25 protein-coding genes are annotated in these 22,914 nt (G+C 53.5%); 13 read left to right on the top strand and 12 right to left on the bottom strand.

Annotation, left to right across the window (positions count from 1 at the left end; genetic code table 11):
* Positions 1-16: 16 nt before the first annotated feature.
* The 3 genes from JO972_RS07380 to JO972_RS07370 all read right to left on the bottom strand — a co-directional run bounded on the left by JO972_RS07380 (position 17) and on the right by JO972_RS07370 (position 3,079).
* On the bottom strand, positions 17-748 hold the full coding sequence (locus JO972_RS07380; protein ID WP_309489384.1) for a PEP-CTERM sorting domain-containing protein: 732 nt from the start codon (positions 746-748) through the stop codon (positions 17-19).
* Between the two features lie 107 nt (positions 749-855).
* Positions 856-2,535, bottom strand: a complete 1,680-nt coding sequence (locus tag JO972_RS07375) for a LamG-like jellyroll fold domain-containing protein (RefSeq protein WP_309489383.1) — start codon at positions 2,533-2,535, stop codon at positions 856-858.
* A 4-nt stretch (positions 2,536-2,539) separates the two neighbouring features.
* Entirely contained in the window at positions 2,540-3,079 is a 540-nt protein-coding gene (locus JO972_RS07370; RefSeq protein ID WP_309489382.1) for a sigma-70 family RNA polymerase sigma factor, read from the bottom strand.
* Positions 3,080-3,247: 168 nt separating this feature from the next.
* Between JO972_RS07370 and JO972_RS07365 the strand changes: the two genes are divergently transcribed.
* From JO972_RS07365 to JO972_RS07320, 10 genes are all read left to right on the top strand, one after another.
* Positions 3,248-3,892, top strand: coding sequence for a sigma-70 family RNA polymerase sigma factor (locus JO972_RS07365; protein ID WP_309489381.1), 645 nt, complete (start codon positions 3,248-3,250; stop codon positions 3,890-3,892).
* Positions 3,889-4,137, top strand: coding sequence for a hypothetical protein (locus tag JO972_RS07360; RefSeq protein WP_309489380.1), 249 nt, complete (start codon positions 3,889-3,891; stop codon positions 4,135-4,137). Before JO972_RS07365 ends, JO972_RS07360 begins: the two co-directional genes overlap by 4 nt.
* A gap of 30 nt (positions 4,138-4,167) precedes the next feature.
* Positions 4,168-5,025, top strand: a complete 858-nt coding sequence (locus tag JO972_RS07355; protein ID WP_309489379.1) for a mechanosensitive ion channel family protein — start codon at positions 4,168-4,170, stop codon at positions 5,023-5,025.
* 713 nt (positions 5,026-5,738) lie between these two features.
* Positions 5,739-6,929, top strand: coding sequence for a M29 family metallopeptidase (locus tag JO972_RS07350; RefSeq protein WP_425498300.1), 1,191 nt, complete (start codon positions 5,739-5,741; stop codon positions 6,927-6,929).
* A gap of 36 nt (positions 6,930-6,965) precedes the next feature.
* Positions 6,966-7,829 carry a S1 family peptidase gene (locus JO972_RS07345; RefSeq protein WP_309489377.1) on the top strand — a complete coding sequence of 288 codons (864 nt, stop codon included), beginning with the start codon at positions 6,966-6,968 and terminating at the stop codon, positions 7,827-7,829.
* 48 nt (positions 7,830-7,877) lie between these two features.
* Positions 7,878-8,420 (top strand): sigma-70 family RNA polymerase sigma factor, encoded by a 543-nt coding sequence (locus tag JO972_RS07340; RefSeq protein WP_309489376.1) that lies wholly within the window; start codon positions 7,878-7,880, stop codon positions 8,418-8,420.
* On the top strand, positions 8,413-9,354 hold the full coding sequence (locus tag JO972_RS07335; protein ID WP_309489375.1) for a hypothetical protein: 942 nt from the start codon (positions 8,413-8,415) through the stop codon (positions 9,352-9,354). The genes JO972_RS07340 and JO972_RS07335 overlap by 8 nt, the downstream gene beginning before the upstream one ends.
* Before the next feature lie 18 nt (positions 9,355-9,372).
* On the top strand, positions 9,373-10,521 hold the full coding sequence (locus JO972_RS07330; protein WP_309489374.1) for a methyltransferase domain-containing protein: 1,149 nt from the start codon (positions 9,373-9,375) through the stop codon (positions 10,519-10,521).
* A 128-nt stretch (positions 10,522-10,649) separates the two neighbouring features.
* Positions 10,650-13,265: a DUF6288 domain-containing protein gene (locus JO972_RS07325; protein ID WP_309489373.1), complete on the top strand. Its 2,616-nt coding sequence runs from the start codon at positions 10,650-10,652 to the stop codon at positions 13,263-13,265.
* A 118-nt stretch (positions 13,266-13,383) separates the two neighbouring features.
* Positions 13,384-13,653: a type B 50S ribosomal protein L31 gene (locus JO972_RS07320; RefSeq protein ID WP_309489372.1), complete on the top strand. Its 270-nt coding sequence runs from the start codon at positions 13,384-13,386 to the stop codon at positions 13,651-13,653.
* A gap of 66 nt (positions 13,654-13,719) precedes the next feature.
* Here the strand turns inward: JO972_RS07320 and JO972_RS07315 are convergent, their stop codons facing one another.
* The 7 genes from JO972_RS07315 to JO972_RS07285 all read right to left on the bottom strand — a co-directional run bounded on the left by JO972_RS07315 (position 13,720) and on the right by JO972_RS07285 (position 18,670).
* Entirely contained in the window at positions 13,720-14,538 is an 819-nt protein-coding gene (locus JO972_RS07315; RefSeq protein WP_309489371.1) for a hypothetical protein, read from the bottom strand.
* 72 nt (positions 14,539-14,610) lie between these two features.
* Entirely contained in the window at positions 14,611-15,087 is a 477-nt protein-coding gene (locus JO972_RS07310) for a YegJ family protein (RefSeq protein ID WP_309489370.1), read from the bottom strand.
* Between the two features lie 30 nt (positions 15,088-15,117).
* The gene (locus JO972_RS07305) at positions 15,118-15,606 is read right to left on the bottom strand and encodes an SMI1/KNR4 family protein (RefSeq protein ID WP_309489369.1); all 489 of its coding nucleotides are present in this window, start codon (positions 15,604-15,606) and stop codon (positions 15,118-15,120) included.
* A 173-nt stretch (positions 15,607-15,779) separates the two neighbouring features.
* Positions 15,780-16,430, bottom strand: a complete 651-nt coding sequence (locus tag JO972_RS07300) for an MAE_28990/MAE_18760 family HEPN-like nuclease (protein WP_309489368.1) — start codon at positions 16,428-16,430, stop codon at positions 15,780-15,782.
* A complete protein-coding gene (locus JO972_RS07295) occupies positions 16,430-17,536 on the bottom strand; it encodes a GmrSD restriction endonuclease domain-containing protein (RefSeq protein WP_309489367.1) in 1,107 nt (368 codons plus the stop codon). Before JO972_RS07295 ends, JO972_RS07300 begins: the two co-directional genes overlap by 1 nt.
* 218 nt (positions 17,537-17,754) lie before the next feature.
* Positions 17,755-18,051 carry a hypothetical protein gene (locus JO972_RS07290; protein ID WP_309489366.1) on the bottom strand — a complete coding sequence of 99 codons (297 nt, stop codon included), beginning with the start codon at positions 18,049-18,051 and terminating at the stop codon, positions 17,755-17,757.
* A 109-nt stretch (positions 18,052-18,160) separates the two neighbouring features.
* Positions 18,161-18,670, bottom strand: a complete 510-nt coding sequence (locus JO972_RS07285) for a hypothetical protein (RefSeq protein ID WP_309489365.1) — start codon at positions 18,668-18,670, stop codon at positions 18,161-18,163.
* Positions 18,671-19,002: 332 nt separating this feature from the next.
* Here JO972_RS07285 and dprA point away from each other — a divergent pair, with 332 nt between their 5' ends.
* The 3 genes from dprA (at position 19,003) to JO972_RS07270 (ending at position 21,062) form a co-directional block, all read left to right on the top strand.
* On the top strand, positions 19,003-20,106 hold the full coding sequence (gene dprA, locus JO972_RS07280; RefSeq protein ID WP_309489364.1) for a DNA-processing protein DprA: 1,104 nt from the start codon (positions 19,003-19,005) through the stop codon (positions 20,104-20,106).
* A gap of 89 nt (positions 20,107-20,195) precedes the next feature.
* A complete protein-coding gene (locus JO972_RS07275; RefSeq protein ID WP_309489363.1) occupies positions 20,196-20,543 on the top strand; it encodes a P-II family nitrogen regulator in 348 nt (115 codons plus the stop codon).
* Positions 20,544-20,639: 96 nt separating this feature from the next.
* Positions 20,640-21,062 (top strand): hypothetical protein, encoded by a 423-nt coding sequence (locus JO972_RS07270; protein WP_309489362.1) that lies wholly within the window; start codon positions 20,640-20,642, stop codon positions 21,060-21,062.
* A gap of 106 nt (positions 21,063-21,168) precedes the next feature.
* Here the strand turns inward: JO972_RS07270 and JO972_RS07265 are convergent, their stop codons facing one another.
* Positions 21,169-22,056: a hypothetical protein gene (locus JO972_RS07265; protein WP_309489361.1), complete on the bottom strand. Its 888-nt coding sequence runs from the start codon at positions 22,054-22,056 to the stop codon at positions 21,169-21,171.
* Between the two features lie 20 nt (positions 22,057-22,076).
* Positions 22,077-22,757, bottom strand: coding sequence for a hypothetical protein (locus JO972_RS07260; protein ID WP_309489360.1), 681 nt, complete (start codon positions 22,755-22,757; stop codon positions 22,077-22,079).
* Between the last annotated feature and the right edge of the window lie 157 nt (positions 22,758-22,914).

Genomic DNA, 22,914 nt, shown 5'->3' with positions numbered 1-22,914 from the left:
GAGATAGAGACCTCGATTATTTTCTGCGACGCAGAATCAGAGCCAGTCCACTAAGTCCGAGGAGTGCCGCGGAGCTTGGTTCAGGAATGGCATTCACTTCACCAGTCACCGAGATACCATCGATGTGGATATTGCCAGAGCCACCGGTTGGAGCAAAACGGATCAGTAGGTCCGAAGCCGTGACATTATCGGTGTAATTGGTATCCCTGAAGACCGAGTCACCTCCATTGGTTTCAGTGTAGGTCGATCCGAATTGAGTCCAGCTGGTTCCTCCGTCGGTCGAATATCCCCATGTGAAATCTTCTGCGGCACCGCTTCCGTTGCGCCATGCGCTGAGGTCAATCTCTGTAACGGTCATTTCATAGCCCGCGCCAGCGGTGAGGCTGAACTGAATCCAGTTGTCCGCCGTGCCATCGCCCGCGCTTCCTGTTGTTCCAGAGCTCCCTGCTGTGCCAGTTAAATCCCAGTTTTGAAGATTGAGCTCTCCTGTGACTGGGTTTCCCGGACTCCATCCAAGGGTGCGGGTATAAATGGCTGATGATCCGGTATCGATGTTTCCGGCGGTTACGTTGGACACCGTCGTGGCGTAAGTTGCGGCATCAGCATCATTGCTGGTGTCGTAGGTCACTTCGTTCCCTTCGGTGGTTGGATTGGTTAGGCCAGTGAAATCCCAATCAACGAGAACCGCTGCTTGAGAAGTGATGGTGAGAAGGCCTGAGATGGCGATAGATGGAATGGTATTTTTCATGGTTGTGATAGTTTGCAAAGGCGAAGAGCCGTCACCATGAAGAATAAAAATGGCAACTGCTCGTGGTAAATAGCCGCCATGAATCAAATGATCGAAAAAATGGTATATTATTTGGGCGGTTGATTTCGAGCCATGAGATTGATGATTTCCTGAGGGGTCAGGGCGTCATCGAATACGTAGAGTTCATCGATATCGCCTTTGAGAGTGGGTAATCGATGTTTCCCCTCCTTGCGCATCTGAATCAGCGTCTCCAAGCTGTTGGCCATGGACTCTTCCATCTTCAGTCCTATGCAGAGGGGGAAATTAGTATTGGGGTCTGTGGTTGTCGCCGTGTCCACGCGGCGAGAGGTAATGCTGCCTCGGGTTTCCAGTCTGCCATCCACATAATGTTTTACGTGGGTGGCGATATCCGCGCCGTTTCCGCCCATGAAGACACTGACGATGTGGTGCCATTTGCCATCGTTAATATCCGTCATCCCAGTGTTGCCTCCCCATGCACATTCGGTGCGAATCACCTTTTTGGTATCTTCTTGGAGCGGGGTGATTGGGCGGATTTGCCATTTGGCTCCGCGACTGGCATTTTTTCCCCAACAAACAATCCCCGGAAGAGCTTCGTCGCTGGGTTGATTCGGGTCGAGCCGCAGCCAGAATGCCACAGTGCGTGCCTTGTCACCGCCGATGCCGGGGTAATCGGTGCGCAGGAATGATTCATTGCCATCTAGCCTTAGCGCGCTGCCGTAACGGCCTGGAGTCAGTTGGGGCGATGGATCAGAATTGGAAAAATGAACAAAAGTCGCCGGGAATGTGCTGTCGTTTCCATGGTTGCCTGTTTCAGGAAATTGCTTGCCGTTGCGCTGGTCGAAACTCCAGTGGGTGTGGGCAATGGTTTCAGAGCGTCTGGCTCGTGCTGGTCGTGCCCAGTCGTAGAAGCTGGTATCGGCAACAAGTGGTTTATATTGGGTGGTGTCATTATTGTTGTCGATTTGCAGAGCCTTACCGGCGAGCAAGTGTTTCCATGCCTCTTCATGCGCACCAATGGCGCGGGCCTTCACCAGTCCGTCGATCACATGAACCTGTGTGGATAAGGCGTTCAAAACCGTGACTCCGAAGGTGGTGCCGAGATCGACGAGTTCACTGTTGGGGGTATCCACGTAGAAGGCGGAAACGGTCGGCGGACTGTATGCCCGGATGGATCCCTTTTCCAGAAAACCATGATTCTCTGCCTCGATGTAGTAAGTGGCGGGAGCTTTGATCAAGACGGTGGACCCTGAGTCATAGGAGAGTTCAAGCATACCGCTTTTGAGTTCTATTTTTCCAGCCGACAGCCAGTGGCCTGGTCGCAAATTACCGGTCGACTGAGTCCAGGTGACTTCCTTGCTACCTGACACTCGTGCGATGGGTGTTCGGTCGGGAGCGGGGATGAATTCGGAATAATTCGCGACTTCTGCAGGCGCTGCTTCAGGGGTGAAAAAAACTTTTCCAAGAGTCAGCATCAGCGCCACCGTGGCGGCGATTCCGAAACTTAGCGAGAGGACGATGGCTGTGGTGTGTTTTCGTCTGGAAACCACAGGTTCAGGGCGGCGGAGGAGCACCGAGCTACCCGTGTGGGCAAAGTGCGCAGAAAGGAGTTCATCGGTGCGTGTTTGCTGAATGTAGAACTCCCTCAGGACTGGGCACTCCCGCAGTAGAGCATTGACACGGGCCGTCTCGACCGGACTCAGCGTTCCGTCGATTAGCGATTGGATAAGCTCGCGGTGGGCGGCTGGGATATGGGCAAAATCTTCCATGGCGCTATACGTTGTGCTGGAGCTGATGATTGATGCAGGTTTTCAGATTGCTGCGAATCCTGATGAGAGCGTGTTTGACGCGGCCGAGCGACATATTGATCTTCTTGGCATAATCTTTGAGGCCTCCGTGTTTCTGATAGTGGAAAGCCACCAGCTGTTGGTCATCGTTGTTGAGTTTGCTCATGCAGGTTTGCAAGGCGTCATCCATATTCGATAAGCTTTCGATGCTGCCGATGAAAGTATGCTCCGTGGCAATTTGATCTAACACATCAGGCTCGAGGTAGACCATTTTCTGGCGTTTGTGGCTTTTCAGGTAAGCTAAGGTTTGGAAATAGGCCACTCGGTAGGCCCATGCTTTGAACCCCTCGAGGTCACGGAGATCGGCGCGCTTTTCCCAGAGCACTAAGTTCGTCTCCTGCAAGACATCCTCCTTCCCGGCCACATTGGGCATGATCGAGCGAATGTAGGCGGATAGTTCCGTTTGGTGCTCGGTAATCAGCCGAATATGCTGCTGATCCAGCATTGATGTCTGTGGATGATCCATGGGTTTAGGTTAAATAAATTTCGAGTAAGGATAAATAGCGGATCGTGGCGATGTGATCGATTATTTTTCGAAATACGGCAACATTTCGCTGAAATCGAAATCCACAGCGAATAAATTGGGAAACTTATTGATCGTTGGCACCTAAGCGTCTAGTAACAAAAAAGTAGCATGACCGAGCCGCTCCAGATTGTTCCGAGCCCAACCGATGATCCGCTCAGTGATTTGTCGGATGAAGAGCTGGTGAAGGTTTGTCAGCAGCAGTTGCCTCACGAGTTGGAGGCCTATCGAGTGCTGGTGCAGCGCCATGAGGCGATGGTTTACAACCTTTGCATGAAATTTTTGGGGTCGCCTGAAGATGCCGAAGAAGTCGCGCAGGACTCGCTTTTACAAGTGTTCCACAAGATTCACCAGTTCGAAGGGAGATCGGCATTTAAGACGTGGCTGTATAAAATTGTGCACAATTACTGCCGCAACCGCATCTCTAAGATTATCCGGAAGCGCGAAGTTCAGGAAGCCTACGAGGAACATGCCAAAGAAGACCTGCCGTCTGGGAATTTTGAAAATGCCCAGACGACTGATAAAACGGCCCGTATCCACGAAGCGCTGAACAAACTCAAACCGAAGGAAAAAGAAATTCTTGTCTACAAATTTATCTCTGGAATGACGCTGCAGGAAATTTCCGATGTCACCGATATCGGAGTCTCCGCGGCCAAGATGCGTTACTACCGCGCTCTTGAGTCATTCAAAGAGGCGTTCGAACGCACCGGGAAACCCCTCACACCTGTGCCCAACCCAGTCCCAACCGAGTCATGAACCCATCCGATGCCATCAGCTTAGATGAAAGCCAAATCCGTCTCCTGTTTGAGGAAGCCGGCATGCTTGAGGAGCCAGTGATGAATCCGCAGCGGGTGGAGAAAGTCATGGAGCGGGCGATGCACGAGAATGTCATCGCTGATCTCTCGACCTTTATGTTCAAGAGCGTGCCTTCCGTGGTCGATGGTGTGCTCTCTGTCTCTACTGGGAAGGTCAACCACGGCGACAGCGATTACAAAGCTTGATTTTAGCAGCGGATGTTTTTAACAACATCCATGCACTTACTCGCACAGGACAGTCTTTCCTTTTCAGGCTTTTTCAGCAAGATCCGTGAGGCTCTGATTAAGATGTCAGAGAACTTTGCGGAGTTCATTCCCCAGCTTCTGCTGGCTGTGGTGCTGCTGTTCCTCGGCTTCATGGTGGCGAAGATGCTGTCCAAGGTGGTTTGCACTTTGTTTGCCCGTTTGGGGATCGATTCTCTGCTGGAAAAATCCGGCGTCACCGGCGTCTTGAATCGGGCCGGTATCAAGTCGGCCCCTGGCGCCTTCGTCGGCAAGCTGCTGTTCTGGATTGCGATGCTCTTCGTGGTCAAAATGGCCGCCCAGGAGGCATCGATCAAAGACATCTCGGACATTGTGCTGAGCATTATCGCCTTCATGCCGAATGCGATCACCGCCGCGCTGATCATGCTGGTTGGTTTTGTGGTGGCGGACATGATTAAGACCGCCGTCTTCGGTAGCCTCAGCGCCGCCGGACTGAGTTACGCTGGCACCCTGGCCAAGGTGATTTTTGGTTTCATTTTCATTCTGGTCCTCACCGTGGCCTTGGCTCAGCTGAATATCCAGACGGAGCTGCTGAATGCCACGGTGATGATTGTTCTGGGCGCTCTTGGTCTTGCACTTGCCCTGTGCATGGGGCTTGGCCTCAAGGATATGGCCCGCAGTATCGTCTCGGGAGTCTATTCACGCGACATCTATCAGGTGGGGACGCAGATTGAGTACGAGGGTGAGCTGATGAAGGTGGCCGGCGTCGGACCGGTCACCACCAAACTTACTCGCCCCGACGGTGGCTTTGTCATCGTGCCCAACGAAAAACTCATCACCGAGCCGGTTCGTGGACGTGCTGCGGAGTGATTTTTCGGTGAATTTCCGAGGGGTTTGGATTTTTTGTGAAATTTGTGGAAATTTTAGTGACCAATCCTGACTTCGATCAATCTATGTAAGTGTTCCTTCGGGAACGTGCGTTGTTGTTCCTCCTCGCGGAGGGCATATGCGGGAGTCGGAGAGATCCGGCTCCCGTAGGTGCGTACAGGGGGAGGCTTTTTTGCCAAATCACTTCCAGCCTTCCTCAGCGAACGTGGACTGAGAACACCTGCCGCGGTTCGCGAGCTGCTGAAAATGGCGATTCTGACAAACGATTCCCATAGGCTGCCCGAGTTTGTCCTGGTTTCAGCCCCAGAAGATAAATCTTCGAATCAAAACGGTCACCGTTGGGAGGATTTCCATAGCTCACTTGGGCGATGCTTGGGTCTTCGACGAATAAGCCTTCGATATAACCTCCCCAAATAAGGCCGCGCCGGTGCCGTAGCACCTTGATGCGCTGCCCTGGCGCTAGCTCGATGGGGGACAGCTCAACGCTCTGCCTGCTCTGCAGTTTCTTGTGCTGATAATAGGTGACTCCTCCGCAACTGGGGAGAAGCAGGCAGAGGGAGAGTAGCAAGAATGGTCTGAAAATCATCGCGCTGAGCTTAGGTGTCTCGATTTGAAAAAGAAAGAGTAAGCTCTGCGGCTAGGATTTCATTACAACTTCCACTTGCCGACCCTGCCGGACTGCGTAGGTTGGCTGCATGTCGATGCCTGCTTACATCACCAAGGAAATACTGGCCGATCCCACCAAGCGTGAGTTCGGAGAATTTAGTCTGAGCCGCTTACTGGGAACTGTGTTTGAGCCCACGGACGGGTGTCGCATTTGCATCCTGACCGATTTTGATGATCCGGCAGCGATGATGAAAAACCACGCTTACCTCGAAGCCGATGGTTTCCCGGTGCAAAAAAATGCCTACAAACATTTCTATCAAGCACTGCACAACGGGGTGATGGAAGAGCTGGGAATGGATGGTGGCGAAATGTTCGCCTACTACTGCACCAATGGTTCCAACCTCGACATGAAAGACCCCTGCTGGGACGCCGAGGGAAATGAGCTTTCCTTGGATAACGACATTTACACCAACTACGATATCATTCTCTGCATCACCGACTGGAGTGCCACCGCACCGCTGACTGCGAAGTGCAAAGAGTATGGCTTCCGCGGTGCCACCTTGCACGGAGTGAACGATATCATCCTGAACTCCGGATTGGCGGTGAATTACGACGAGGTGTCCGAGGACGCCGAATGCGTTCGCCAAGCGATGACCAAGGCGGACGAAGTGGAAATCGATTTCGAGCTCGAAGATGGTCGCATCCTCACCGCTTGGCTTGGGCTGGACGGTCAGGAGGCACAAAAAAGCCACGGTCTCTGCAAAGGTAAGGAGCCCGACGTGGCGAACCTTCCTGCCGGGGAAGTGTATTTCGTGCCGGTCGATGCCCGAGGTCAGTTCCCGATGAAATACGATGACGGCACACTCGGTGTGCTGGAAGTGGTGGATCGCAACATCATCAGCTCCACCTTGATCGAGGGTAATCAGTCCACCATTGACGAGCACAACCAACGCCTTGCTGACGATCCGATGACGGGGACCCTTGGCGAACTCGGCTTCGGCACGCAGGTGCTGCCGGTTTCCTACTCTGATATTCAGGACGAAAAGGTGCTGGGCACCTGCCACCTCGCCACCGGCCGCGACGATCACCTCGGCGGCGACATCGTGCCGGACATGTTCAAGAAACACGAGAACAGCACCCACGACGACATCCTCTTTGCTCCGCACAAGACTCCGAACTTTAACATCCGCGAAGTGCGCATGAAGCGTGGTGAGCAGGTGGAGCAAATCATCGAAAACTTCCGTCCATCCGACTACGTATTGCAGTCACTGTCCCGCTAAGAAGCCCCCTTCTAACATCCACCTAATCACATTTTTATGAAATCCACGTATCTCGCTTCTGCCGCAGTCCTGCTCGGGCTGGCCACCTCACTCACCGCCCGTCCTATGCTGCCTGTGGTGGATGATAACAAAATCATTTCATCGCTCGCCGACGGGCTGGGGAAATTAGTCGACGCCGGTAAAGTGCCGACAGCCAAAACACTGGCGCCGCAGCTTAAGAAAAAGACGTGCAAGATTACAGTGCCGAGCCCATCTACCCAAAAACCAGAGAACCTTTACGATTCCTGTGCCGATAGCGTGGTGGCGATTGCTTCTGTCTATAAATGCACCAAATGCCCCCACTGGCATCACAATGGCGCGGCTACCGGCTGGATTCTTACGGAGGACGGTGTGATGGTGACCAACTACCACGTTTTCGACGGCAAGGACGTTTCCGGTTTTGGCATCCGCACCCGTGATGGTCGGATCGCGCAGGTGGTGGAAATTCTTGCCGCCAGTCAGAAAGACGACGTCGCAATCTTCCGCGTCGCCGGCGAAGGGTTTAAGCCGCTGGCTCTGGGACCTGATGCCCGTGTGGGGGACGATCTGCACATCATCGCGCACCCGGACACCCGCTTCTACACCTACACTTCCGGCAAGGTTTCCCGTTATTACAAAAAGCGTTCCAGAAAACGCAACGGTGCCACTGCCATGGCCGTCACCGCTGAATTCGCCCGTGGTTCCAGCGGCGGACCGGCACTGGACAGTAAAGGCAACGTGGTGGGCATGGTCTCCAGCACCCAGAGTATCTACTACCCATCGCAGAAAAAATCTGAAGCCAAAGGGCCGTTCCAAATGGTCATCAGAAACTGCGTTCCAGTCAGCGCCATCCGCGCTTTGGTGGAGCCTGTGGCTAAATAGTTCTTTTTCTGGGAATAAGCATCGGCTTCAGTCATCCTACATAGCGAAATGACTGAGTTTGAAGAACTAGTAGATGCGCACTACCAGCCGCTCTATCGCTTTGCCTATTCGTTGGCAAAGAACCCCGATGGAGCGTCTGATCTGGTGCAGCAAACCTTCTGCATCTGGGCCCAGAAAGGGCATCAGTTGAAGGATCGCAGCAAGGCCAAGACTTGGCTGTTTACCACCCTGTTCCGCGAGCATCTGGCTCAGGCACGGAAACAATCGCGCTTTTCCGATAGCGAGATTGATGAGATCGAATACCAGATGCCCTCGCACGACGACCAGAGCGATCGCAAGCTCGATGGCAAACGTGCGGTGTCGATGTTGAACAAACTCGACGAGGTGTTCCGCGTGCCACTCACGCTCTTTTACCTGCAGCAACACAGTTACAAAGAAATTGCCAAGATTTTAGAAGTGCCGATCGGCACTATCATGTCGCGTATTTCCCGAGGCAAAAAACAGCTTCGCTCGCACATGAGCCAAGAACCCGCCAGCGCCCCTAAAAAGGTGATTCAAATGAACCCCGAATATCTTGAAAACCATGGATAAGAAACAAGCCAAATTTCTCCTCCACAGCTTCCGCCCAGACGGTGCCGACGCTGGTGATACTGATTTCAAGGAGGCCTTGCAACTCGCGGTGGAAGACCGTGAGCTAGGTGAGTGGCTCGCCGACGAGCGGGCTGCCGATTCCGAGTTTGCCGCCGCCCTCGCGGACATCGAAATCCCTGAAACGCTGCGTCTCAGCCTGCTCTCCGTGATGCGCGGTGAGTCGCTCGACGACCCAGCGGAATACGAGGAAATGGATCATCTCCTGCAGCAGGCATTAGCCGATGTCACGCCGCCAGCCGGCTTGCGCGATCAGATTCTCGCGGCCATGGAAGTGGAGCAAAACGCGCGTCAGGACGATAGCGAAGACAAGATCGTGCCCATGCCCTTTAACGCCAGAAAATGGATGAGCGTGGCCGCCGTGGCAGCCGCCCTGGTGCTGGGTGCCTTCCTCGCTTTCCAAGTGGATATCGGAGCGGAAAAGAAAGCTCTGGCGACCAATCAGATCCAGCAAGCTGCCGTCGAGCTGCTCAGCGAGGGAGTTTCCTTCGATGTGGCAGACAGCGATAGCACCCATCTGACATCCTGGTTGGCCGATCACGATCTGCCCGCTCCGGCGAGCTTGTCGGAGCTCCCTGCCGGTCTGCGTGAGATGAAGTCTCGCGGCTGCACCAAGATGCAGCTAGGTAATGGCAAGGTCGCCTCACTGGTGTGCTTTGTGGCCGGCGAGCAGAAGACCGCTCACCTAGTCATCGTGCGAAACGAGGACGTCAGCGATCTCGATTTACCGACCATGGATAATGTTGCCAAAAAAGACTGCTACACCTGCCCAGTCAGCCTTTGGAACTATATTCGCTGGAAGGATTCGAAGCATACCTTTATCCTCATGGCCAAGCAAAAGGCCGCCAGTCAGTCCGAGTTGGTGAGCTATTTCTAAGCAATTACCTCATCCCTCATGAAAACAGAATTCGCCGTCAAAGACCGTTACGCAGCCGCCGCAGAACAACAGGAAGCTGCCCTATGCTGCCCGGTTGACTACGATCCGCAATACCTCGAAAAAATCCCCGCCGAAGTCATCGAAAAAGACTACGGCTGCGGCGATCCATCGAACTGGGTGGAGCCAGGCGATACCGTGCTCGATCTGGGCAGCGGCACCGGTAAGATCTGTTTCATCGCTAGCCAAGTCGTCGGTCCCGAGGGCCAGGTGATTGGTGTGGACATGACCGATGCGATGTTGGAAGTGGCGGAGCGTAATAAACCCATCGTCGCGGAGAACATCGGCCATTCCAATGTCGAGTTCCGTAAGGGGCGTATCCAGGACCTGGCGCTTGATCTGAATTTGTTGGAAAATGAACTCAAGTCGGCACCGGTGCAGGATGCTAACAGCTGGCTCGCCATGGAGGGTATCGCAGAGAAACTTCGTCGGGAGCAAACGATGATCGCCGATAACAGCGTCGATGTCGTCGTCTCTAACTGCGTGCTGAATCTGGTCGAGCCCCAGCTCAAAACGCAGATGTTTGAAGAAATTTTCCGGGTGTTAAAAGCCGGCGGTCGTGCGGTGATTTCCGACATCGTCGCCGATGAAGACGTGCCGGAGCATTTGCAACAAGACGATCGCCTCTGGAGCGGTTGCATTTCGGGAGCGATGACCGAGCAGGCATTTCTCCGTGCTTTTGAAGACGCCGGATTCCACGGAGTCGAATATGTGAAATTTGAGTCGGAACCATGGCAGACGGTCGAAGGGATTGAGTTCCGTTCGGTCACCGTGCGTGCGTGGAAACCTGACCCCTCGGTGGGCCAAGAGCGTCACCAAGCCGTGATTTACAAGGGGCCTTTCAAGAAGGTGCTCGATGATCAAGGCCACGCCATGGAGCGCGGCAAACGCTACGCCGTGTGCTCCAAGCACTACGCCATGTATCAGCGTGAACCCTACGCCAGCATGTTCGAGAGCATCGATCCCCGGGTGGCCGTGCCACAAGAGCAGGCCGAAGATTTCGATCACTCAGCCGGGCTGCGCGAGCGCGATCCGCAGGAAACCAAGGGCGCCAACTACCGCATCACCTCCGATGCCTCACAATGCTGTGGCGGTGATAGTTGCTGTTAGTCAGTAGCTCTCTCAAAGACCTTCAAGCTCTCCGTCATCCGTCGGGGGGCTTTTTTTTGGTTCCGGGGGTTGAAAAAGGTAGCTCTGTAATACGGGTTTACTTTCCTCGCGTAAAAAGCAGTATCGTTATGATGAGACTCGTCACCCTCTGCCGCCTTTATGTCATCTCCGCTCTATCAGTTTCAGCTGTGTCGGGCATGGAATTGAGTATCCCGAACCCCAGTCTGAGCCTTGATAAAAAGGTAGCTGCTGGAGCCGCCGGGGTCCCGCGCGAATGGAAACTACTCTCCGGGCCCAAGGAATCCTGTCGCAAGTGGGTGGGTCAGAGCCCACTCGGCGTTGAGCTTTCTCACGTTATTCTAGCTCCCGGTAGCACGCTCAGCTGCGAGTTCAGTGTCGGTGCGCTCACCGAGAAGGAAACTAAGGTGAAGAGGGACTGGACCGGTGTGCTGAGCTTGGATTTGCTGGGGACGATTGGAAAAGGCAGCAGCCGTTGCGAACTCAGCCTGCACGATGCCGCAAGTGGTAAGAAGTTACACGCACTCAGCAACCGGGCGAAGGCCGAAGTAGTGGAGGGAAAGCTGCAAACCGTGCGGGTGTGGAGCGAGTTGAACGCGCAGCAAATGGCAGAGCTGGTCGATCAAAAACTCACCCTGAAGCTCAGCGTCGAGGGCTCCGTGCCGCTTCTGGTTTCTGGCGTTTCCTTCAGTCGCTTGCACAGTCAGCCGACCTCCCGCTTGTTTGGCAAACCCAACGGAGGAAAGGGGCCGGATTTACTCGGTGTCGGCTCTCTGGGATTTGATGCCATCACCGAGCATCAGCAAAACATCCTCACCGTGCTCAAGGTGCGCGAGAAGAGCCCGGCAGAGAAGGCGGGGTTGAAAGATGGTGATAAAATCATCGGCGTTGCCGGACGTGTGCTTCCTGTGAACGATGTGGATCCTGGCTGGAACTGGTATCGGCGCAGCCATGAGGCAGTGATCGGGCGTGCCGTGCTGGCAGCTTGGTCCGCTAAGCCCCCCGAGGGAAAAGGCGTCGTTTCTCTGCATCTACTGCGCAATGGGAAACCGACCCGTATCCGCTGCCAGCTCAGTCAGACGATGGATTTCCAACCTCTCCTCAGCAGCCAGAACAAGGACAAGATGCATCAGCAGATGATCGAGTATCTGGTGAACAGCCAGAACCAAGACGGATACTGGAAGGGCGTGATCCAGACAACCTTCTCCGCCCTCGCCTTGTTGGCCACCGAGGATCCGGCGCATGCAGAGCGGGTGAAGAAAGCGGTCGATTGGATGCTTCACAAATACCCGGAGCCTGAAAATTTTGGCAACCTTGGCTACTGGCACGCCTCCTATGCCGGCATTCTTTACGCTGAATACTACCTCGCTACTGGCGATTCCCGGGTGCTGCCACGCATCGAGGGAATTCTCCGCTGGGTGCGCAGCGGACTTTACACCAGTAAGTGGGGCATGCTCTGCCTGGGCCACGGCACTGGTGGTCTGCCCTACGGAAACAAAGCCCTCGTCGCCCCGGCGACCCATGCTCTGGTCTTGGATTCCCTGGCCGAGAAGTGCGGGATTGAATCGGGCCTTTGGGATGCCCTGCTACCTTATATGGAGTATTCATGGTCGGATCCGGCCAAGGGCGGCCACGGGGCGTTGGGTTACAATGCCTCTTACAAAGACAAACGCGAATTTTGGTCGCGCTCCGGCCTGTTCTCCATGGCTGCCCACCTGCGGGGAGAACGCCAGGACATGGAGGATGCCATGATTTCCTTCATGCACGGCCACCATCCCTGGTTCCGGAACTCTCACGCCTACGGCGAGCCGGGCGGATCGCTTGGGCTGTTGGCGCTGAATCTGTGTCGACCCGATGCCTTCACTGAGGTCATGAATCATTACAGCTGGTGGTTTGCCCTCGCGTGGGATCCCAACTTTGGCCTGAGGTTCACCATGCCGCACATGGGGGCTCCCTACATGGGCACCGAGGATTTGATCAATGCCAGCTATGCTCTCGTTTTCGCCGCACCGAAAAAATCCCTGTGGATCACCGGTGGCCAGAAACGCGACTGGCTGGATGTTTCCGAGCTGGAAACGCCGCTGTCTCCCGTGATCGTGCGCAGGAACAAGCAGGGGCAGGTCGATCTCGAATGCCGGTTGCCCGGACCGAAAATCCGCTACACCACCGATGGCAGCCAACCGAGCAAGAACTCTCCGATCTACGAGAAATCCATCGATTTTCCAGCGGGGGGCACGATCAAGGCAAGGGCCATGAGCAAGGGCATCAAGATGGGTGAGATCACCACCGTCAACTTCGGCCCCGCCAAAGCAGGCTGGAAAGTGCTCGCCGCCTCGGGGCACAAGGATCCCGCCGAGGCCGTCCGCCGCGCCGGCTACGCAATCGATCACTCACCGGGCCACAGCTGGCTCACCGATATCGGCCAGGATGCCCAGGGATACCCGCATTACATCGTCATCGATCTCGGTGCGGCAATGCCCCTCAACGCCGTTAAGGTCACCTTCACACGTGACAAGGGCGCGGCCGGAAAATGCATCGTCAAGGGCGCACTGACTATGAAAGAGCGGCCTGTGACGATTGGCGAATCGACCTGGCAAGGCTATCAGGCGGAGCGCCGCGTGGACCTCAGCAAGTCGACCCAAGTCCGCTACATCCGCCTCGAGTTCAGCGAGCCGTTCAAGGAGGGGAGTGTGTCGCTGGCGCTGCGCGAAATCGATGTCGAGTAAGGAAAAAAGTGAGCCAAGTCCTTGTCGATCGATCGGTTCTCGCTTGACACCTGCGTGAAATCCTGCAATTTCCCCGTCCCGCTGCGCTGGAAACGTGGCGAAACAACCATAACTAACCATGAAAAAAGACTTTCATCCCGAGTATCATCCCGTCGCATTCCAGGACATGACCACTGGCACGCGTTACATCACCCGTTCCACTGCCAAGTCTGACAAGATTGAGCAAATCGACGGCGTCGATCACTACATCATCTCTGCGGGTGTCACCGCAGACACCCACCCGTTCTTCACCGGACAGAAGCAGTTTGTGGATACCGCAGGCCGCATCGACAAGTTCCAGAAGCGTTTCGGAGCTGTCCGCCGTGCCGGCAAGCCAAAGCTCAAGTAAGCTTTCGCAGAACCCAACTTTCCAAGTCCCTCCCTGCCTCGTGCACGGAGGGATTTTTTTGTGCAGCTAGGGTTGCTCAAAGTCCACCTTGATCAGGATCCATTCGCCTGTTGGGCTTTTGATAAATTTTTGGTAATCCGCCTCGGAGCTGTAGTAATTCAGCTTATGGCGCTTGAAAAGTGTCATGGAACCGTTAGGGCTGCTGGACAATGAGACGTGCCTGATCAAAGGATCCGCTTCCATTTTTTCTGAGAAGGTTAGTAAGGCTCCACCCACTGATACTGCGCCATGAGCGCGTGCGTAGTCTTCCACAACCTCCAGTGACGGTGCCGCCTGCTGGATCATGGCTTTTTCCTGATCTGTGGAGAGCGAGGAGATCACGACGATGCTCCAGATTACGGCGACCACCACCACAAAGCCAGCCACCCAGCGCTTGCAAATCTTGGTCCAGAAGACCAACTGACGGGAGCGCAGGGTGGTAATGCATAAAGTGGCTAACGCGAGATAGAGACCAATCGGTAATACCGCCCACTGCCAAAATTCCAGATCATGATAATCTACCCATTGGCGTGAAATTTCCAGAGGTTCATTGCGGATGAGTGGGGAGAGGACTTCATTGATTTGGCCTATCACCGAGGTGCTCGACATAAAGGTGAAGAATCTCAGCCAGGCTTGCGAGCCGTTCAGGATGGCACAACCGCCGGCCAACATTAAGATATCGATTTGCAGGTGATCGGTGAAAAAGGCTGATACCAGGGTGAACACAAATCCCACAATCAGGCACCAGCCGAGAATGCGCGTGATCCGGCTATGCTTCGCCGCCCACTCCTCTTCCTGCTTGCGCGTAACTACCTGACGATCCGCTGGCGGTGATTCAATTTGCATGATGTAGAGGACCAGCGCAGCGTGTGAAGCCGCCTGCAATCATAAGGGGGGCTCCATTGCTTGTGCGGGTTTTTATCTTACCAGCTTCGCACGGAGAGCATCGGCATCTTCCTTAGGGTATGAATCGAGGAGAGGGTCAATGGTAAACCCTCCATGAATCATCCCAGATCTTACATACATCCAATCGGAAATAGAGTCTCTCTTAATGCTCCAAGATTGCCCAAAATTGACATTTTTAACGATACCGGGGTCATTGCCAATCACGCCATGAAATACTCCATCCTTGTATGATACTTCAGTAAGCCAGAAATGCTCTGTGCCGTTCTCATCCTTAATTGGAGCCTTGACTGAAAAGGAGTCGGCATCGTTATCTCGAAGAACCTTTAAAAATTCATCGATTCGAGACCTTGCAATAGAAATGGCCTCTTCCATGCCACTCTCATCATATTCGCGAACTAAAGTCTCCGGTTCAGTTCCGGTTGCTTGCTCGGGTTTATCACAAGAAGGGAGAAGAAATAGTGACAGAATGATTGCTGAGATGAGTTTCATAATATTTTTATCGAACGTCTTGTTCTCTCCCTATTGTGGTATCGGATCGAGTTTGCCAAGGAAGTCTGTAAACGATGCTCCATGGGAGAGGAGGCAATCTGGTGACTCCTTCGGATCGCCCGGCCCGTAAGCCGACATCTGAAGCAACTGCACCGGATCAGATGGTGATGAATCGCATCGCACGACCCAACAATCCCCATCTCCGGCAGCACCGATGACCAGGTATCCATGGTCTACCAACTGGAGGTCAGGGAACGCTCCCTCGATCTCCGAGAGTAGTGTCGCGGCATCACGGATGTGGCCTTCGCCACCCCATGAGAGCCCCTCAATCTCAGTCTCGAAACAAATGTCTCCGATGCTCTTGGTCGCCAGAACCTCACGATACCAACTAGGAAGCAGACTGGGAAATCGCTGCTCGAATGCGACAATATCTGGTTCCGACGAAAGTGAGCCAGCGATTCCAGCGTCGGCGGCACGTGCAATGAATGAGTCGAGAGCTGCCGATATTGCGTCGTCCATATTTCTTGAGAGAACGTTTGAGTGATGTCATCCCCGACCGAGGGCGCGGATAGATTGAAATGATGGTGGTCGAATTGTCCTCACGCGTCAACTCCACGACGGGTCGGGGATTGATCATCCATGACTTGTTCGGGATCTTCGTTCCAGTTCTTCGGTGGCATCGCGTCAAGATCTTAGGGCGTGGAAAGGAAGGTCCGTGCACAGGCTTGGTTTTCGAGCGCGTGGCTAAACTGACGCATCAGTTCGATGGTCGTAGCTGCAACCTCGTCAAGATCGTCAATTGCAATAAATGTGTCTTCACCATGTGCGATGGAATTCCGGCGCTTGAGAAGGAGAATATCGATGAATGTTTCGTGCACTGAGAAGCCGTCCATCGAAACTCCGCAGACGTTGCATATGTCGGAAAACACTTCGTAATTCAGATTGGACTTTGTGTTGATGAGGTCGGCGTTGACCCGAGAGAATCGTTTCGCCCCGCAATCAAGAATAGCATCAACCAATTCGCACCGCTCAGCGAAGCCGCCCTTCGTGGCAACGAGGTTCGCCAGTCTTGGCAGGAACCTATTGCGGGTGAACTGTCTCTCCAACTGGTCGTACTTGAACTTGCGCAATGCAATGTGTTCAAGAAACTTTGTGGATGCGTTTCGGACGTAACCTTCCCAATGAGCATAGCAAATAGCAACTAGTCCACGAAGTAGGACCCGCTGTGATACAGCATCTGCCCGGCAAATTGCTCCTTTTAGATCAGAAATCTCACGAATCCTCCACGTTCGGTCATCTGTAAGAAGCTGCGAAAGGTCTGCCTCTGAATACGGCTTGCTCATTACTTAAACCATTGTTCACCGAACGGAACGGTTCGGAGAATCCTAGTTGTGCCTCGCATTCCGGGGGAGGTGAACTCATTCGTTCCAGCGTCCTGCCAAAACGCTTGGGACTTCTCGAGGACGAAAGCGGTAGGATCGGGCAGGTTCCTAATGGTGGCAATATTTCTCCCAATTCCAACCGCGATTCCCTCAAGAGCAACGAGACCAACTTTCCCAACGTAGTTTTCGCCATCGTACCGCCGCAGCGCGTTTTCCCCGGCTGCATTGGACAGAAGTTCGAATGTATCTCTCAGAATCGTGAGCGCAGTTTGTTGATCCTGTTCTTGCAGGATCTTGACGATTCCATCGTCAACGAATTCCTCAACGTCCAGTGTTCCGTCATATGGGACAAGAGTGTGAACCAAGAATCGAACAGCTAGCTCCATGTGCCGTTGCTTCTCTCGCTGTCCAGAAGATACTTTCGCCACTTCCAAAAAGGGGGCGGACTCTGCAACGGCTTTCAGAGCCTGAAAATATCCCCGATTGACCATGAGCATAATGCAATTTCGGAGCTCTTGAGCATTCGCTAAGGTACCCCCTGCGTTCAGCCTCTGAAATAGATCAAACTTGGTCTGGTTGTCGCTCGGACGTTTCAAGATCTCTACGCCGATGCGAGCCCGCCGAATGGCAAGCTGTTCTGTCTTCTCCAGAGGTCTCTGGTCGTTTTCCGGAACGTCAGCAATTTGGTCCGTCTTCTCCCAAACCACGTTGTGAAGTGACGGAAGATATTTTGTTGCATCTAGGATGAGTGGAGCTTGCCGATTTCCGTCGGAATCATGAAGGTGCCCCATGAATTCCAAAATCGTTGAAAGGCGTTGCAGGCCATCAACAAGCTCCCAGTTCCCGTCGTCTTTCTCATATACAAAGATTGGCGGAAGCGGAATTCCGAGGAGTATGGATTCGATCAGTTTTGATTTCTGACTAATTTCCCAGCGGAATAGTCGTTGAAATTCTGGATCGATCTTTATCTCTTGAGCCTCGTACATGCTTACCAACTCTCCGATGGACATTTGGTAAGCGTCAGTCCGAACAAGGCGTTGCGCGTCGTTAATTTCGTTTGATAACATGAGCTGAGGTGTGGCGCGTTTTTCTTCCCGAACGTCCTAGCATAGCCAACCCTCACGGGAGAGCGAACTTGAACGAAGAGATTGAGGTTATAATTGGAGTTAAACTTTAACAAACCGGCGCCGTGTGGGGTTGGCTACTGCGACTTGTTAGCCATTTTTATTGGCTTCATTGTGAAGGCTATTGTGACTGGAAAATAATGTAAGGAAAGGAAGAAATGTTAGTCGGTGGTTTGGTTCGCTAAGAAGACCTCAGTTCCTATAGGCACATCAGTCTTGGTGAATCCTTTGTTGATCATAATGGGTGTTGTCTTGTCTTCAGGCTTAACATCTGGTTGATATCTGATCATGGCAATCTCTAATACTGTAGCTTCGATTGTTGATAAATCTGGTCTTCTTAATATTAGGGGAGAAGATTTGGCTATTTCAATGGTGGATTGACGGGGTAAGCCACGACCAAGAATGAGTCCACGATCATCGATTTGAAAAGTGTCTTCTACTGTGAAAAGGTAGGTCATTTTTAGGCTAACGTTCAAGCGTATCCATCCCTGACCGAACCGCCGGGCAGTGTCACAGAAACGCAACATCCACAAACTACAAATGCGCTTTGAGAACTCAAGAAGCTTGTCAGGGATTGGATACCGCGTCTTGTTCGCTTTTTCGATCTGAGCGCATAGAATCCAACGACTTAACCCACTTAGCTATCGGAACGTCACTATCGAGAAGTTCGTTGGGTATAGCATAAGCAACCCAATCCTCCGAATACTTATCCGGTCTCTCATCGAAGACATTGATCCAAAGGTGAGTATCTGTGCGTTGATTTGAAATCTTGCTACCACTGAATCTCTCCAAATCTTTGATCGAATAAAACTCTTCAACTAATTTCTCTCCAACCGAGAAGGATATCTCTCTTCGCTTGGGTTCATGAGCATCCTGTCTAAGGAATGCCTCATCGCCATTCAACTCGATGCCGAAGTTGTCATCGGTTCCATATGTGCGAATCACTCTAATGTAACCGTCTCGTGAATTGCCATCAGTTCGGGGTTCAGAAGCTGCGGCAGACACCACGGTCTCCTCACGTTTCTCGCATCCGAGCAAAAATGCCGTGAGAGCGATGCAAGCTACAGAGATTTTCATTTTGAAGCGAACAGTGTTATTAGTGAACTCGGGCACTAGGAACTTTCAGATGCTTAACGATGTGGATTTGTTAAGTGCTGAGTTGATACCCGTTTTATTGATTACAAACTAGTCTGTTAGTTTGCGAGGCGGCAAGGAGAATTATGGCTAATGTTGCTTGATGTTGTAGAATGGTAAAGTAGCTGGAGGCTTTATTACGGAGTTGTGTTTAGTCACAGATGCTTGATGACGGTCTTAGGTTAGGGGCTTGGGGCTATTCCACACCTCGTCACATTTCCTAACATGCGTAATTTGGTATTTGGATTTTAAAACTTATTACTTATACTGCCCATATGAACACTCGCGAGGCGATCATTGCTCTGAACATGCTGCCGAAAATTGGTCCCGTCAGGGTGCGGCGGATGTTGGATCAGTTCGGTTCCGCCGAGAAGATCCTAACGGCCGATACGAACAGTCTGATGAGGGTGGACGGCATTGGCAGCGAGACGGCCGAGATCATCCGCGATTGGGAAAACCGGATCGACCTCAGCCAGGAGCTTGCCGAGGTCGAGCGACGCGGCTTGAGCATCGTCACCCAGGAAGATGCGGAATACCCGGAGGCCCTGAAGCTGAGCTATGATCCGCCACTGGTGCTCTACGTGTGGGGATCGATTCTGGAAATCGACCGCCACGCCTTGGCGATCGTCGGTTCGCGCAAGACCTCCCACTACGGCACTCAGACAGCCAGGCAGTTCGCTTTTCAGCTGGCCTCAAGCGGCATGACTATCGTCTCCGGTCTCGCGCGTGGCATTGATAGCCATGCGCACGAGGGGGCGATCGCGGCCAAAAATGGTCGGACGATTGCGGTGATCGGATCGGGGCTGGGTCAGATCTATCCGCCGGAAAACATGGCACTGGCAGAGCGCATTGCCGATGGACGGGGCGCTGTGGTCTCTGAATTTCCTCTTAATACCTCACCGAGCAAGAAGACCTTTCCCATGCGCAACCGCATCGTCGCCGCTTGGTCTCAGGCGGTGGTGGTGGTCGAGTGCCCGGAGTGGTCCGGCGCCCGCATCACTGCGAACCTCGCCGGGGAGATGGGTAAAACCATCTACGCGGTGCCGGGGCAGATCGACCGACCCACCTCGGCCGGCTGCAACGCCCTGATCCGCGAGGGTGCCACCTTGGTCACGGGTGGCCATGACATCCTCGATGACATCTCCACCTTGCCGCTGCGGGAGGCATCCCACCCGCAGGAGACGCCGACCGTTTCCCTGCCTTCGCTCACTGGCGCCGAACAGAAAATCTTCGCCGCCTTGGAAAATGAGTCGCTATTGATGGATGACATTCTAACGGCCACTGGCCTCCCACTTCCGGAAATTAATGCGACTTTGTTAAAACTGGAGATCATGGGTTTGGTCAAGCAAATGGGGGGCAGCCGCTTCGCTCGGAAATAAATTCACCGATTAATTCACAAGGAACAAAAAAATTGGCACGATGCTTGCTTGATTTGTTCTTTGTAGGACATAAACTAGTTCACCGAGCCATGAAAAAAATCGAAGCAATCATCAAACCCTTCAAACTTGAAGAAGTTAAAGAAGCCCTCGCCGAAGTAGGCGTTCAGGGAATGACCGTCACGGAAGTTAAAGGTTTTGGCCGTCAAAAAGGCCATACCGAGATCTACCGCGGCAGCGAATACACCGTTGACTTTCTCCCCAAGGTTAAACTGGAAATCATCGTCGACGACGAAGACGCCCAGACCGTGGCTGGAGCCATCGTCAAGAGTGCTAACACCGGCAAGATCGGTGACGGAAAAGTGTTCATCTCACCAGTTGAGGAAGCAATCCGCATCAGAACCGGCGAGACCGGCAACGATGCCGTTGCTGTGAACTAATTCACCAACTTACCTACTCTCTTTCATAACGGGCAAATCGCGCTTTCAAAAAGTGCGGCTTGCCCGTTTGTCGTTTTTTCCTATCCTGCCGGTGCGATGATTTCCATCGATCCCGTCAATATCAACTTCCACATCCCCGCCACCGATCCCTTGGGTCGTGAGGAGGTGTTAGGTAAACTTCGCTTCCTGCCCGACCACGTCAAACTGAGCTGGCGGATGAAGGGCAGCGTGTTTAAAGGAGGCAAGGGGGAGCTGACCACCATCGATCTGCCCTACGGCGAAATCGAACACGTCGAGCTGGTCAAGAAGTGGTTCAAAATCCGCCGCATCGTTCTCCGGATTGAGACCCCCGAGCTGGTGAAAGACATCCCAGGCGTCGATATGGGCCGGATGAATCTCCACATCGACGATCGCTCCCGCGAGGAAGCCAAAAAGCTCACCGACCTCATCGACTTCCAGCGCTCCATGTTCATCCTCGATGAACACGACAAACGGCTGAAGGCCATGAAGGACAGTTAGAGAGCAGGCTGCCCAGCATTTTTCAGAATGGGTTTCGATGTTTCTCTATTAAAAATGCACCGAAAATTCTGTGCATGTTGTGTTGAAAAATGATCTAGGGTCACACTCAGCCGCGGTAAAGGCGCAGCACCTTGCCCTGCTCGATCACGGCATTGAGGCGTTTTTTGTTAGCGCGTTTGAGCGGGATGGAAATGCTTGTGCCATCGCGGTGAATGACGCGCCAGGTTAGACCCCGTTTGTTCGCCTGTTCCGCCGCAGCCTTTTCGCTCAGACCGATGAGTGCCTGATCCGCTTCGCTGAGTTTGGCGCTGGCTTGGGTGGCGTGTTGGAGTCGGCCAACGAGAATCGGGTTTGAGCGGACTGCTTTGCCGTCGGGCCGGCGCCAGTAAGCGATCGGCCGACCGTATTGATCCACCTGAAACCAGATCTCACCTGCACCCAGGCCCGACTCGTCAGCCTTGCGGGTATCGTTTGTGTGGGGCCGATTGGTGGAGTCGATCACCCGCACGCGGATCCTTCCTTCGGCATCGACCTCAGGTTTCCCGGCCACCACGCAGATGTGGCCTGTGGACGAACCCTTTTTCAGCTTTGCCAGCGGTTTGCGCCAGATGATGAGGTCGCCCGGGCGTGCATCGAGCAGGCGAGGGACCTGTCGCCACGGGCCATGGGCGTGGTTTGCGGCGCGTTCGATCGTTTGATAAAAAGTCGCAGCCAAGGGACGCGACCGCCACGGTGCCAGATCGCCATTGACCGCGAGCAGGTGTTCAGGAAAATCCCGCCCCAACAGATAGCCAACAAGGCTCGAGCAATCACAGTTGATTGTTCCCGTGCTCTCATCGATCTCGGTCCTGTGCTGATAGACCGAGGACCTCATCGATTTCAGCATCGCCTCCATCGCCTCGGCCAACTTCCGCCCAGGCAGATCCTCGTAAGCCTCTTCACAGGCGAGAAGAGGGATTGCGAAAGTCAGTAGCAGGGTGAGAGCGGTTTTCATGATCGGGGGGTGATTATGTCTTATGGCATCTGCAGATTCCACTGGTCATCGTGCTGCGATGGAAAGCCTTGGAAAAATAGCGCGGCTGGCCCTAATAAGATCCAGTAGGCATGGCAGAATGCCCAATGGAATGAGTCCTGTGCGGGATGGCGTACTCTTCTTTTGCCGATTTCGTTGCGATAAGGTCTTTTCTTGAATTCCGGCACGCGATCTCGAAGTGCACGTATTTGAGAGACTGACTGAAAAGGCATGCAGGCTATTTCAAAGGAAGTTGGCTCTGGCTCTCTGCTTTTCCGATAAAGACTGATGCAGATGGAAATGATTCCGAAAGGCACCGACCAAATAAGTAGGTGCCAACCCCAGCCGAGCCCTATGGCAATGAGGCCAAAACCCAAGGCCGCCAACCACGCCAGAGCGTGATCCCACGACCAGCGAGATTGTCTGGAAAATTCAAGTTCGGCATCCGAGCGCAAGATGAGGAGGAGACGCTGGAAGTAATCCCACTCTTGTTTCGAGAGGTGCATTTTGTGGTCGGTGCAGTCATCGTAGTGAAACCAGAGGGCGTGAACGACTTCGATCACGGTTAGATCGTCGCTTTCGATATCGTGAATCCGGTCGTCAAACTCAAAGGCTGTGATCTCGTCACCGAGGTAGGCCTCGAGAGCCGAAATCGCTTCATTTCTTTTGCTGCGGTCGATCATTGGTCTGCGCTGAGAGCGTGGCTCTATCTGATAGAGCACTATGCCTGATTGGCCCCCGTCAATCAAGTCAACGGTTTCAGGAGGTGAAAACTGACAGGCACAAGCAGGACTTGAGCTATTGATCTACGGCAGAGCGCATGACAACCTCACGATTTCC

This window comes from Oceaniferula flava (assembly GCF_016811075.1).
GTDB lineage: Bacteria > Verrucomicrobiota > Verrucomicrobiia > Verrucomicrobiales > Akkermansiaceae > Oceaniferula > Oceaniferula flava.
The sequence above is the reverse complement of the archived record's forward strand: the minus strand, read 5'-3'. Positions and strand labels throughout refer to the sequence as shown.